General features: G+C 59.5%; 11 protein-coding genes. 6 read left to right on the top strand and 5 right to left on the bottom strand.

The genetic code is table 11. The features are described 5' to 3' along the window. Nucleotides 1–45: 45 nt before the first annotated feature. Complete coding sequence (locus ACQ4MY_RS03505; protein ID WP_440093755.1) at nt 46–657, bottom strand: dTMP kinase; 612 nt, start codon at nt 655–657, stop codon at nt 46–48. A gap of 221 nt (nt 658–878) precedes the next feature. Between ACQ4MY_RS03505 and ACQ4MY_RS03500 the strand changes: the two genes are divergently transcribed. Together ACQ4MY_RS03500 and ACQ4MY_RS03495 are read left to right on the top strand one after the other, a co-directional pair. Beyond that, the gene (locus ACQ4MY_RS03500; RefSeq protein ID WP_440093753.1) at nt 879–2012 is read left to right on the top strand and encodes an aminotransferase class V-fold PLP-dependent enzyme; all 1134 of its coding nucleotides are present in this window, start codon (nt 879–881) and stop codon (nt 2010–2012) included. A gap of 119 nt (nt 2013–2131) precedes the next feature. Beyond that, nucleotides 2132–3034, top strand: coding sequence for a bestrophin family protein (locus ACQ4MY_RS03495; protein ID WP_008077434.1), 903 nt, complete (start codon nt 2132–2134; stop codon nt 3032–3034). A gap of 43 nt (nt 3035–3077) precedes the next feature. On the opposite strand, the gene ACQ4MY_RS03490 is transcribed toward ACQ4MY_RS03495, so the two are convergent. After that, nucleotides 3078–3857: a MetQ/NlpA family ABC transporter substrate-binding protein gene (locus ACQ4MY_RS03490; protein ID WP_158831011.1), complete on the bottom strand. Its 780-nt coding sequence runs from the start codon at nt 3855–3857 to the stop codon at nt 3078–3080. After that, complete coding sequence (gene solA / locus ACQ4MY_RS03485; RefSeq protein ID WP_440093751.1) at nt 3854–5032, bottom strand: N-methyl-L-tryptophan oxidase; 1179 nt, start codon at nt 5030–5032, stop codon at nt 3854–3856. The genes ACQ4MY_RS03490 and solA overlap by 4 nt, the downstream gene beginning before the upstream one ends. A 372-nt stretch (nt 5033–5404) precedes the next feature. Here solA and ACQ4MY_RS03480 point away from each other — a divergent pair, with 372 nt between their 5' ends. Together ACQ4MY_RS03480 and ACQ4MY_RS03475 are read left to right on the top strand one after the other, a co-directional pair. Next, nucleotides 5405–7810 carry a glucose/quinate/shikimate family membrane-bound PQQ-dependent dehydrogenase gene (locus ACQ4MY_RS03480; protein WP_440093749.1) on the top strand — a complete coding sequence of 802 codons (2406 nt, stop codon included), beginning with the start codon at nt 5405–5407 and terminating at the stop codon, nt 7808–7810. Nucleotides 7811–7914: 104 nt separating this feature from the next. After that, a complete protein-coding gene (locus ACQ4MY_RS03475) occupies nt 7915–9213 on the top strand; it encodes a carbohydrate porin (protein WP_440093747.1) in 1299 nt (432 codons plus the stop codon). 67 nt (nt 9214–9280) lie between these two features. Here ACQ4MY_RS03475 and ACQ4MY_RS03470 read toward each other — a convergent pair whose 3' ends face one another. Beyond that, nucleotides 9281–9481, bottom strand: coding sequence for a hypothetical protein (locus ACQ4MY_RS03470; RefSeq protein WP_008077425.1), 201 nt, complete (start codon nt 9479–9481; stop codon nt 9281–9283). Nucleotides 9482–9660: 179 nt separating this feature from the next. Between ACQ4MY_RS03470 and ACQ4MY_RS03465 the strand changes: the two genes are divergently transcribed. Then, entirely contained in the window at nt 9661–10137 is a 477-nt protein-coding gene (locus ACQ4MY_RS03465; protein ID WP_008077423.1) for a hypothetical protein, read from the top strand. A gap of 30 nt (nt 10138–10167) precedes the next feature. Then, complete coding sequence (locus ACQ4MY_RS03460; protein ID WP_008077422.1) at nt 10168–10560, top strand: GFA family protein; 393 nt, start codon at nt 10168–10170, stop codon at nt 10558–10560. A 61-nt stretch (nt 10561–10621) separates the two neighbouring features. Here the strand turns inward: ACQ4MY_RS03460 and ACQ4MY_RS03455 are convergent, their stop codons facing one another. Beyond that, on the bottom strand, nt 10622–12481 hold the full coding sequence (locus ACQ4MY_RS03455; protein WP_440093745.1) for an ABC transporter ATP-binding protein: 1860 nt from the start codon (nt 12479–12481) through the stop codon (nt 10622–10624). Between the last annotated feature and the right edge of the window lie 78 nt (nt 12482–12559).

Raw genomic sequence — 12559 nt, 5'->3', positions numbered from 1 at the left:
ATGATGGGCAATGGCCCGGATGGATGTCCTTTTGCACCTCGACAATCACCGAAGCACTCTATAAATCTCGCTGACCACCTGCATCGTCGCCTCTTCGACTGTCCCTTCATTACGGCACAACACCCAGCCCTGATCCGCAACCGCCTGCTCGAACATCTCGGTACACGCGACGTGCTCGGCGTGCTTCTGAATCACCGTGCCGCCCAGCCCGCGCGATCGTGCTGTTGCCCTCGCCCATGAAATATCCGGTGCAGTGACGACCCCGACATGCAGATCCGGCACTCGCACGTCTCGCTCCATGTTCAATTGAAGAATTTCTGCAAACGGCACGGTGTGGCGAAAGGCGGCATCCGACGGATACCAACGATCAATCAGGATGATGCTGTTCGGCGGTTGTTCAGGCAGCACGTGTCGGGAGATCCAGCTTCGGCTATCGGCAAAACGCTGACACACAGCCCACTCGAGTTTCGCGGAAGGATTTCTGGCGAGTTGGTTAACGAGGGCCATGGTTTCAGCCCTGAAGGGATCGCTTTTTCTCTCGCAGAGCCGAATGACTTTCTGCTTGTCCGCTCTCAGTGCTGCGGTAACGGCCTCCAACAGTGTGGTTTTGCCGGTGCCTTTGGGGCCATCCAGAGAAATAAACAGCGAGGGATTCATTCTTCACACAACGATCAAGACTATGGCGAACACTCTAACCGCATTTGCGCAATTGCATCAGCTCATCCCTGCCCTTTGCCTACACTTGCGTCCCAATGATGCTCACCCGCCTTTTTCAATGCCGCTTGACCGAAGCCGCCATTCAATCCGGCCAACTTGTCATTTGTCATGGCTTGAGGCAGGGTCGAACCCACTGACATCTCTGCCAAAGGAGTTACGCCATGTCAAAGCTCTATCCCAGTATCGATCCCGAGGGGTTGGTCGAGTACTCCGTGGTCTACACCGACCGCTCGCTGAACCACATGTCGCAGTCCTTTCAAGCGGTGATGAAGAACATCTCCAAGACCCTGAAGCAGGTCTACAACGCCGAGGCGGTTGCGGTGGTGCCGGGCAGCGGCACCTTCGGCATGGAGGCGGTGGCGCGCCAGTTTGCTACCGGACAGCAATGCCTGGTGATACGCAATGGCTGGTTCAGTTATCGCTGGAGCCAGATCCTCGAGATGGGCAATATCCCGGCGGCCACCACGGTGTTGAAAGCCCGGCCGGTGGAAAGCGGTCATCAGGCCGCGTACGCCCCGCCGCCGCTGAACGAAGTGCTGGCAGCGATCGCGACGCAAAAGCCGAAGATCGTCTTCGCCCCTCACGTTGAAACTTCATCCGGGATCCTCCTGCCCGACGACTACCTGCGGGCCGTCGGCGACGCCGTGCATGCGGAGGGAGGTCTGTTCGTGCTGGACTGCATCGCCTCGGGCACGCTTTGGGTTGATATGCACAAATGCGCCGTTGACCTGCTGATCAGCGCTCCGCAAAAAGGCTGGAGCGCATCGCCTTGCTGCGCGCTGGTGATGTTCAGTGCTTTAGCGCTGGAGCGTATCGAGCACACCCAAAGCAGCAGCTTTGCCTGTGACCTGAAAAAGTGGCTGCAGATCATGCAGGCCTATGAACAAGGCGGACATGCCTACCATGCGACGATGCCGAGCGATTCCCTTGCACGCTTCAACGAGGTGATGAAAGAGACGCAAGCCTACGGTTTCGACAAGATTCGCGACGAGCAACAGGCGCTGGGCGATCGGGTGCGCACCCTGTTGACCGGCAAAGGCTTCAAAAGCGTCGCCGCGGCAGGCTTTCAGGCGCCGGGCGTCGTGGTGAGCTACACCGACGATGCCGATATCAAAAACGGCAAGAAATTTGCCAGCCATGGCCTGCAGATCGCCGCCGGCGTGCCGCTGCAATGCGACGAGCCGGCCGACTTCCAGACCTTCCGTATCGGGCTGTTCGGGCTGGAAAAACTGCACAATATCGAACGCACGGTCAGTACGCTTGAGCAGGCGCTGGATGAGGTGATGGTTGACTGACCTCACGCAGATCGCTCAGCGTCGCGGACACATTGTGTAAAGCGATCAGCGAACCTTTCCCACGGAAACGCCGTCCGAGCTAAGGCATCAATGCTTACCGCTCGCCACGAGGTTTCCGTTTGAAAGCTGCCATCGTCAAAAAATACCGTTTGATCATCAAGACCCTGGGTTATGTCGGCTGGGCCTTGTTCTGGCTGTTGCTCTGGGACATTGCCGTCACCGTGGACTTCATGCTGTTCCTCAACGCCAAGCTGAATTTGCCGCTGATGCCTCTGACATTGTTGGGTTCGGCATTGATCGTGCTGATCAGTTTCCGTAACAGCAGCGCGTACAACCGCTGGTGGGAAGCGCGGACGCTGTGGGGTTCGATGATCAACAATTCGCGCAGCTTCGCCCGCCAGGTGCTGACGTTACTGGATGACCCTGGCAGTGAGGTGAACCCGGTCAAGTCGACCCTGCTGCGCCGCCACGTCGCCTATGTCAATTGCCTCGCCGCGCATCTGCAAGGCCAGCCTTGTCCTGAAGAGGTCCGAGCGTTCATTCCCGCTGACGAATTCGCCCGCAGTGGCACCACCAATAACTTTGCCAACGACATCCTCACCGGCTCGGCCGCGCTGCTTGCCCGGGAATACAACGCCGGGCGTCTGGACAGCATTCGTCTGGCGCGGCTGGAATCGACACTGGTGGATTTGTCCAACAGCCAGGGCGGTATGGAGCGCATTGCCAATACGCCGCTGCCCTACCCTTATGTGTATTTCCCGCGCCTGTTTATTTCGCTGTTCTGCCTGATCGTACCGGTGGGGCTGGTGGAGTCTCTTGGCTGGTTCACGCCGCTGGCCTCGACCGTGGTCGGTTTCATGCTGCTGGCCATCGAGCGCATCGGCACCGATCTGCAAAGCCCGTTTCGCCACAGCGAGCATCAGATTCAGATGGAAGCGCTGTGCGAAACCATCGAGAAAAACCTGCAGTCGATGCAGCGTGATTCGTTGGGGGACGTGCGCAGGATTGAAGAAAACGCGTGAGGGTGTCGGGAACCGCCACTTCTACTGACGGCTCCCAAGTCAATCAGAACGCCGGCACCACATCACCGTGATAACGCTCAAGAATGAACTGCTTCACCTGCGGTGAGTTGAGCAGTGCCCCCAGCTTCTGCACCGCCGGGTCGTTGGCCTTGTCGCGACGCACGTACAGGTAATTGGCGTACGGCGACTCCGAGCTTTCGATGAACAGTGCGTCTTTGTGCGGCACCAGTTTGGCTTCCAGGGCGTAGTTGGCGTTGATCAGGGCCAAATCAACCTGATTCAACACCCGCGGCAGCATGGCCGCTTCCAGTTCCTGGAACTTCAGATGTTTGGGATTGCTAACGATGTCCAGACGCGTGGCCATGATGTTGTCGGGATCTTTGAGGGTGATCAGGCCTTGCTTGGCGATCAGCAGCAGCGCTCGACCGGAGTTGGTCGGGTCGTTGGGAATGGCAATGGTCGCGCCATCTTTGAGTTCACTGATGTTTTTGATCTTCTTCGAGTAGGCGCCGAACGGTTCGATGTGCACGGCGACGACAGGCACTTGATCGCTGCTCGGGCGGTCTTTTTTGTAGGCCTCGTAATACGGCTTGCTTTGGAAGTAGTTGGCGTCGAGCAAGCCTTCATCGGTCTGCCGATCCGGCTGAATGTAATCAGAGAAGACTTTGACCTCCAGCGTCACCCCCTCTTTGGCCAGTTCAGGCTTCAAGAACTCCAGAATCTCGGCATGGGGCACAGGCACCACGGCGATTTTCAGGGTTTCGGCGTAGGCATTGCCCATGGCGGCGACCAGCAGTGCAACGGAGAGCGCGACGCGTTTCACGATAGTTTTCCTTCGAAGCGTTTGAGGGAGAAAGAGGACAGATCCAGGTCGGTCGAGCCGCGTATGCACCATTGTGCGAACGCCTCGCCGAGTGCTGCGGAATGTTTGAAGCCATGTCCGGAGCAGGCCGAGACGAACAGGGTGTGCTGCAGCGACGGATGTTCGTCGATGATGAAATGGCGATCCGGTGTCACGGTGTAGGCGCAGACGGCGGACTTGACGACTGTCGAGGTCACGCCGGCGATGCGGTTGTGTACCTGGTGCTCGTACATGTCCTGCGCTTCGGTTGCTGAAACCGTGCGGTCGATGGTCTGCGGCGCCGATGCGGTGTGGTACTGCGCGGTGGCGATTTTCATACTGCCTTCGCCGGATAAAGCGGGAAATCCGTAGTTGATGTTGTCGTCACCACGGCCGTGAGTGAGGATGAACGTCGGCGAGTGGCCCACCAGTCCGGCGTCCTCCTCCAGTTCGAACCAGAACAGTTTTTGCCGGTAGACACTCAGCAGATTTTCATAACGCTCACCGAGCCATTCGCCATTCCAGTTGCCCGCGCTGATCACCAGTTTGTTGGCAAACAGGGTGCGGCGGTCGGTGGTGACGGTGACACCCTCCTCGCTCGAAGTGATGCCGGCGACGGTCTCGCCTTTATACAGCGTTGCCCCGTGTTGCTCGGCCAGTTTGAGCTGCACATCGATGCAGCGCTCCGGGCGCACGAAGCCGCCACCCGGTTCGAAATAACCGATGGCCGAGTCGTGCGCGTGGGCGAATTGCGGGAAACGCTGGCGAATCTGTTCGGCGGACAAGACTTCGTGCTCGATGCCGTAGGTTTGCGCTAGGCCGATGGTGCGCAAGGTGAAGTCGGTCTGATCTTCAGGATCGAACTCGCTGCTCGACGTTAACACCAGCAACCCGGATTGCTCGAACAGCGACTCGCCCGACAGTGCCTCCAGCTCACGCCAGATGCGATGAGAATTGCGCACGATCGGCACATATTGCGCACCCTCTCCCACCGAAAGTCGCGTTATGCGCGTATCACCGTGGCTGGAACCGAGGTTATGCGGCGGGTGATGGCGATCGATACCGACGACGTTAACCCCCGCTTTCGCCAACTGATAAACCGTGGCGGCGCCCATCGCGCCCAAGCCTAAAACCAGCACATCACATCGCTCGGACATAAATAGCCACCTATCAAAAAGGCGCCAGTTGAGCGGTAAAACACCGCGAATTCCAAGATTAAAAAAGCATATCCATATAGCTCGATGCGTCTGCTGAACGCTCTGTATCGGGCTATTGGGCGCTTATTCGTCGCATTTACAACCCGGCGCAAATGATTTAAGCCTGAAGGCGCGACAGTCTATATCTGTCAAAAATCACAATAAATCTTACAGAAGAGCGATTTTAGTGTGCATTTCGACAGACTTTTCAACATTTGAGCCACCTCAGGCGCGAGTCAAAAGCGCGAACTACGCTTCACGTTGAAATTTGTGATTTAACTAGGTAGTTACCTAACTATATAATGCGCGCCTCATTTCAACGGGACACTCAACGTGAAGCAGAGTCAAAGCCTCTCGGGCATATCAAAATTCATTCTGGTCGGGCTGGGCGTCGTCATCGCCCTGCTCGGCTTGGCGCTGGCTGCGGGCGGCGTGAAGTTGGTCAGCCTGGGAGGTTCGTGGTACTTCCTGCTGGGTGGCCTGGTCATGGCCGTTTCCGGTCTGTTGATCGCGCGTTTCAAGCCGGCCGGTGCGTGGTTGTTCGCCGCGTTCCTGGTGGGCACCGCGATCTGGGCGGTAATCGATGCTGGCCTGGTGTTCTGGCCGGTGTTCTCGCGCCTGTTCATGTTCAGCGTGATCGGCCTGGTCGTGGCCCTGGTCTATCCGCTGCTCAAGCGTGCCAACGGTGGCGTCGCGGGCCGCGGCGCTTATGCCGTGGCGGCGGTGCTGGCGGTCGGCGTGGTTGTGGCGGCCGGCAATATGTTCGTCGCTCACCCGACCGTTGCCGCAACCGGCACCGGCCCTGGCCTGACCCCGGTCGAGCCGGACAAGGCGCAAAAAGACTGGGCGCACTACGGTAATACCGAAGGTGGCAGCCGCTTCGCCGCGCTGGACCAGATCAATCGCAACAACGTCGACAAGCTGAAAGTTGCGTGGACCTACCACACCGGTGACGTCGCCGAGAGCGATGGCAACGGCGCCGAAGACCAGCTGACCCCGCTGCAAATCGGCAACAAAGTCTTCATCTGCACCCCGCACAACAACCTGATCGCGCTCGATGCCGACACCGGCAAAGAACTGTGGAAGAACTCGATCAACGCGCAGTCGAAAGTCTGGCAGCGCTGCCGTGGCATGGCGTATTTCGACGCCACCGCCGCCATTGCTCAGCCGTCCAACTCGAGCATCATCGAGGCCAAGCCTGCTCCGGCTGCCAATTGCCAGCGTCGTTTGCTGACCAATACCATCGATGCCCGCCTGATCGCGGTCGATGCGGACACCGGCGAGTTCTGCCAGGGTTTCGGCAACAACGGCCAAGTGGATCTGAAGGCCGGTCTGGGTGATGTGCCGGACAGCTACTATCAGTTGTCCTCCGCACCGTTGATGGCTGGCACCACCGTGGTGGTTGGCGGTCGCGTGGCTGACAACGTGCAAGCAGACATGCCGGGCGGCGTGATCCGTGGTTTTGACGTGATTACTGGCGCCATGCGCTGGGCGTTCGACCCGGGCAATCCGCAGGATAAAAAGGCTCCGGCCGACGGCAGCACCTACGTGCGCAGCACGCCGAACAGCTGGGCGCCGATGTCTTATGACCCGGCGACCAACACGGTATTCCTGCCGATGGGCAGTTCGTCGACCGACATCTATGGTGTCGAACGCAGCAAACTGGATCACACCTACGGTGCTTCGATCCTTGCTTTGGACGCGACCACGGGCGCAGAACGCTGGGTGTTCCAGACCGTGCACAACGATCTCTGGGACTTCGACCTGCCGATGCAGCCGAGCCTGATCGACTTCACCAAGGACGGCAAAACCGTACCGGCCGTGGTCATCGGCACCAAGGCCGGGCAGATCTACGTGCTCGACCGTGCCACCGGCAAACCGCTGACCGACGTTAAAGAAGTCCCGGTCAAAGCGGCGAACATCCCGAACGAACCGTACTCCCCTACCCAGCCGAAATCGGTGGGCATGCCAGAAATCGGCGCGCAGCACCTGACCGAATCGGACATGTGGGGCGCCACGCCGTACGACCAGTTGCTCTGCCGTATCGACTTCAAAGGCATGCGCTACGACGGCCTGTACACCGCGCCGGGCACTGACAAATCGCTGAGCTTCCCGGGTTCGCTGGGCGGCATGAACTGGGGCAGCATTTCGACTGACCCAGTGCACGGCTTCATCTTCGTCAACGACATGCGCCTGGGTCTGTGGATTCAGATGATCCCGTCGCAGAACAAAGGCCAGGCGGCTGGCGGTGGCGAAGCACTGAACACTGGTATGGGCGCCGTTCCGCTGAAAGGCACGCCGTACGCCGTGAACAAGAACCGCTTCCTGTCGGTGGCCGGCATTCCTTGCCAGGCGCCGCCGTTCGGCACGCTGACCGCGATCGACATGAAGACCCAGAAAGTCGCCTGGCAGGTTCCAGTCGGTACCGTTGAAGACACCGGTCCACTGGGCATCCGCATGCACTTGCCGATCAAGATCGGCCTGCCAACCCTCGGCGGCACTCTGTCGACCCAAGGTGGTTTGATCTTCATCGCCGGCACCCAGGACTTCTACCTGCGCGCGTTCAACAGCGGCAACGGTGAAGAAGTCTGGAAATCGCGTCTGCCGGTTGGCAGCCAGGGCGGCCCGATGACCTACGTTTCGCCGAAAACCGGCAAACAGTACATCGTCATCACCGCCGGCGGTGCGCGTCAGTCGACCGATCGTGGCGACTACGTCATGGCTTATGCTCTGCCGTAACCCCCAGCGTCCACGTTAAACGCGGACGCTTTTTTTGAGCGCGGCACCCTCGGGTGCCGCGCTGCTTTTCCCCTATTGCTCAAGTTTTCTGCAGGAAGATTTACATGCTATCGGCTGTTGGTTTTTCCCGTTCCGACCTGTTCAAAGGCCTGCTGCTGGGCGTCGCGTGCACCACTGCCCTCCCCGCGCTGGCCGACAACGATTCCGATCTGTTGACCCGCAGCACCCTCACGGGTGACTGGGGTGGTTTGCGTCACCAGATGGACGAAGAAGGCGTCAAGTTCACCGGCGACTACAGCGGCGAAACCGCCTATAACGCTGGCGGCGGCCTGCATCGCTCGGCGCGCTACTCGCAGAACATTAAGCTCGGCGTGCAGTTCGATCTGAGCAAACTGTACGGCGTCGACAACGCTGGCAAGGTTCAGTTGACCATCAACGACCGTCGCGGCAACAGCGCCTCGGAAGACCTCGTCGGCAACCGTCTGCCGATCCAGGAAAACTACGGCGGCCTGTACACGCGCCTGACCGAATTGAGCTACGAGCGCAGCCTGTTCACCCCGGCGCTCAACGTGAAGCTTGGTTACATGGCCATGGGCAACGACCTCGGCGGCCTCGACAGTGGCATTCTCTGTAACTTCATGAACGCCGGTTTCTGCGGTCACCCGCTGAACATGTCCGGTGGCAGCGGCTGGACCAACTACCCGAACGCGCACTTGGGTGTGCGGGTGAAATACGACCTGTCGCCGTCGTGGCAACTGCGCGTGGCGGCGTTCAACGTCGATCCGGAAAGCAACGGCAACTCCAGCCGCGCCTGGCACCTTGGCCCGAAACACACCACCGGCACCGTGGTGCCGATCGAGCTGGTGTACAAGCATGCGGGCGAGCTGCCAGGCGAATACAAAGTCGGCTACTACTACGACAGCTCCGACGTGAAACGCATCGGCAGCAGCAAAGAAGTGTCCGGTCGCGGCGGCCATTACCTATTGGTTGATCAAGCCGTGTGGCGCTCGGAGTCGTCCGAAGGCCGCAGCCTGCATGCGTTCGGCCAATACTCGGCGGCCAGCGAAGCGGCCTCGCCGTTCAGCAAGTGGTACGGCACCGGCGTGGTTCTCTACAAGCCCTTCGAAGGTCGTCCGCGTGACACCGTCGCTTTGGGCTACGGTCGCGCCGTGCCGAACCCGCGCAGCCGCGATGTGCTGCAAGACGCCGCGCAGGACAACGGCGCTGCGTTCCCGAACCTCGATAGCGCCGAACAGCTGATCGAACTCGGCTACGGCTATCAAGCCACGCCATGGCTGACCCTGCGCCCGAACATGCAATACATCATCGAGCCGGGCGCGTTCTCCGGACAGGACATCGACAATGCGTTGGTGTTTGGTCTGCAGGTGAAAGCGTCGCTCTGACCGAATGTGCGGGAATAGCAGGCAATAAAAACCCGGCGTAAATGCCGGGTTTTTTATTGCCTTGCAATTATCTCGACTGCGGATGTTCGCTTGCGACCGAGTTGGCCGCGTCCACGTCGCTCATGTCTTCATCGACCGACGCCTCGTCGTCCGCCGGCAGCGGCACCTCAGCTTCATCGCGTCGCGGATCATGCCCGGTCTCATTGTCCGTGGTGCGCGTGACTTGCTGCTGAGACTGGTTGCCCGGCGCTTTCTCATCAATGTCCATGCTGGCTCTCCTGCTGATGCACGGAAATTCCGCGCTTGAACGTCAGAGACTCTCCACCACCGCGAGTGCCCGCCACTGGACGAATGGCACGCCTCAAGGCCGACAGCTACCTTTCCTCCATTGCATGGAACCCTGAGTGATCTCTGTTCTCTATCGCAAAACCATCAGAGGAATTCACCATGATTGCCCCTGCAACCGGTATGAAACCGGGTGAGCGTTATTGCATTGAAAGCGTAGAGCGCGCGCCTCAATTCCCCGGCTTTTTCCTCGACGGAAAATACTACCTGGGCCCTGAACTGCAGACCGCCGTCGGCTGGCTCGAAGGCCAGAATTTCTTGTATGACCAGCTCGATCCCGCCGGCGAACCGGTTTACCCCGACAGAATCGTTGGCACGATCACCGCGCTGACACTGGAGTTGAGCGATGGTCTGCGTCTGAGCATCGAGGAGTTGCCGTATCAGGCGCAAAGCGTCAGCTCATTACCGCCGCTTGTCGAATCGACCTTTTCAACCCGGCAACTGGATATGCCCCAACGACGCGGCAGTACCGGCCCGCGTCAGCCGATGCAACCCTCTGCATTACTGGTTGCAGGTGCGGCAACGCTCGTAGGCCTCTGTCTGTTGGCGATCAATCGTGCTCGCGGTCGCGCCAGATAAACAGCGCTCGAGGTCGATGGAGGCCCAGTCATGCTCAAGCAGATCGGTAACACGCTCATCCAGCGTGACCATCGCGCGCGCTGCCATTGCGGCGCCGTCGTCCTCGAGATTCACTTGCCCGATGGCCTGCCCACGCCCCATCGCTGCGACTGTTCGTTCTGCAAGCGTCGAGGGGCGATCGTCGCGGCGGTACCAGCGGCTGACCTGAGGGTGATCCGCGGTGAGTCGGCGTTATTGAAATACAGCTTTGGCCAGCGAGTGGCCGAACATTTTTTCTGCGGCAACTGCGGCATCTACACCCATCACCGCCGCAGCAGCAATCCGCATGAATTCGGTTTCAATGTCGGCTGTCTTGAAGGCATCAATCCTTATGATCTGGGTGAGGTGCCCGTAGCGGATGGCGGGCCCTGGCAGTCACCCTGAGCGCGCAGCGCGCATTCGGCGACAAAAAAACCGGCGCAAGGCCGGTTTTTGTACGTGATCATCAGGCCTGATCCAAGGCCTCCACCACGCCCTGATCCTCGCCGAGGAACCCGCCGCTCTGATGCTGCCAAAGCCGCGCATACACGCCGTTCAGTTCCAGCAGTTCGCTGTGGGTGCCCTGTTCGATGATGCGCCCTTCGTCCATGACGATCAGCCGGTCCATCGCTGCAATCGTCGACAAGCGGTGAGCAATCGCGATCACGGTCTTGCCCTGCATCATGTCATCGAGGCTTTCCTGAATCGCCACTTCGACTTCCGAATCCAGCGCGCTGGTGGCTTCGTCGAGCAACAGGATGGGCGCGTTCTTCAGCATCACACGCGCAATCGCGACACGCTGACGCTGGCCGCCCGACAACTTGATCCCGCGTTCACCGACCAGCGTGTCGTAGCCGGTATGGCCCTGACGATCACTCAATTGACTGATGAATTCATCGGCCTGGGCGCTGGCCGCCGCGCTGCGAATCTGCGCGTCGGTGGCATCGGGCCTGCCGTAAGCAATGTTGTCGCGAATCGAACGGTGCAGCAGCGAAGTATCCTGCGTGACCATGCCGATGCAGCTGCGCAAGCTGTCCTGGGTCACGTGCGCGATGTTCTGGCCATCGATGCGAATCTCCCCGCGATCAATGTCGTAAAAGCGCAGCAACAAGTTGATCAAGGTCGATTTTCCGGCGCCAGAACGGCCCACCAGGCCAATTTTTTCACCCGCACGGATATTCAAGCTCAGGCCATCGAGCACCTGACGTTCGCCGTTGTAATTGAAGCTGACGTTGTCGAAAGTCACCGCGCCGCCGGAAGTCTTCAGTACGCCGGCTTCCGGCGCGTCTTGCACCTTGGTGCCCTGGGTCAGCGTCGCCATACCATCGTGCAAGGTGCCGATGCTTTCGAACAGCGAGGTCATCTGCCACATGATCCAGTTCGACATGCCATTGATGCGCAACGCCATGGCGGTGATCGCCGCCACCGCACCGGCGCCGACCTCACCCTGATGCCACAGCCACAGCGCATAACCGCCCGCCGACATGATCAATGCAACCACTAACGCCTGATTGACGATCTCGAACAGGCTGACCAGACGCATCTGGCAAAAACCGGTCAGCTTGAAATCTTCCATCGCCGCCCGCGCGAAATGCGCTTCGCGATTGGAGTGCGAGAACAGCTTCACCGTGGTGATGTTGGTGTACGCATCGGAGATGCGCCCGGTCATCATCGACCGCGCATTGGCCTGCTCCTGCCCCACTTTGCCCAGACGCGGCACGAAGTACCACATGGCCAGGCCGAACAGCACGACCCAGGCGAGGAACGGCAGCATCAGCTTCAGCGCAAAACCGCCGGCCAACGCGATGATCGCAATGAAATACACACCGATCCCCGGCAGAATCTCGATCATCGTGAACAACACATCGCGCACCGCCAGCGCCGTCTGCATCACTTTGGTGGTGACCCGACCGGAGAACTCATCGGAGAAAAACGAAAGGCTTTGCCGCAGCATCAGCCGATGGAAATCCCAACGCAGGCGCAGCGGCAAGTTAATCGCCAGAATCTGGTGCTGCACCATCGTGCGCAACGCCACCAGCCCGACACTGAGCACCATGACGATGCCCATACCCCACAACACCCGACTCTCCTGCGCCGCCGCTTCGCCGCCGGCCTGCCAGGTCGAGAGCAGATCGACGACTTGGCCGAGGAAGGAAAACAGCCACGCTTCATAAATCGATACAGCGGCACTGAGCAGCGCCAGCGCAAGGATGTAACCGCGCGCGCCACGGGTGCAAGCCCAGAGGAACCGCGCCAGGCCGGTGGGCGGTGGCGGTACCTCGTCAGGAGGAAAAGGGTCGAGCCTTCGTTCAAACACACGAAGCATGGTGATCTCCAAAACTTTCAAGTAAGGGGATTCTGCCATTGATCGGTGGCTTGGAGGTCTTTGTGAAAAAGTGTGTGC

The organism is Pseudomonas sp. SM4 (assembly GCF_051913165.1).
Lineage (GTDB): Bacteria > Pseudomonadota > Gammaproteobacteria > Pseudomonadales > Pseudomonadaceae > Aquipseudomonas.
This window is presented reverse-complemented; position numbering and strand designations above follow the sequence as displayed.

Coding starts and splice junctions, on each gene's coding strand:
- ACQ4MY_RS03470 (WP_008077425.1), bottom strand. CDS start 9,481: ATGGACATTGATGAGAAAGCGCCGGGCAACCAGTCTCAGCAGCAAGTC.
- ACQ4MY_RS03455 (WP_440093745.1), bottom strand. CDS start 12,481: ATGCTTCGTGTGTTTGAACGAAGGCTCGACCCTTTTCCTCCTGACGAG.
- ACQ4MY_RS03460 (WP_008077422.1), top strand. CDS start 10,168: ATGCTCAAGCAGATCGGTAACACGCTCATCCAGCGTGACCATCGCGCG.
- ACQ4MY_RS03500 (WP_440093753.1), top strand. CDS start 879: ATGTCAAAGCTCTATCCCAGTATCGATCCCGAGGGGTTGGTCGAGTAC.
- ACQ4MY_RS03505 (WP_440093755.1), bottom strand. CDS start 657: ATGAATCCCTCGCTGTTTATTTCTCTGGATGGCCCCAAAGGCACCGGC.
- ACQ4MY_RS03475 (WP_440093747.1), top strand. CDS start 7,915: ATGCTATCGGCTGTTGGTTTTTCCCGTTCCGACCTGTTCAAAGGCCTG.
- solA (WP_440093751.1), bottom strand. CDS start 5,032: ATGTCCGAGCGATGTGATGTGCTGGTTTTAGGCTTGGGCGCGATGGGC.
- ACQ4MY_RS03465 (WP_008077423.1), top strand. CDS start 9,661: ATGATTGCCCCTGCAACCGGTATGAAACCGGGTGAGCGTTATTGCATT.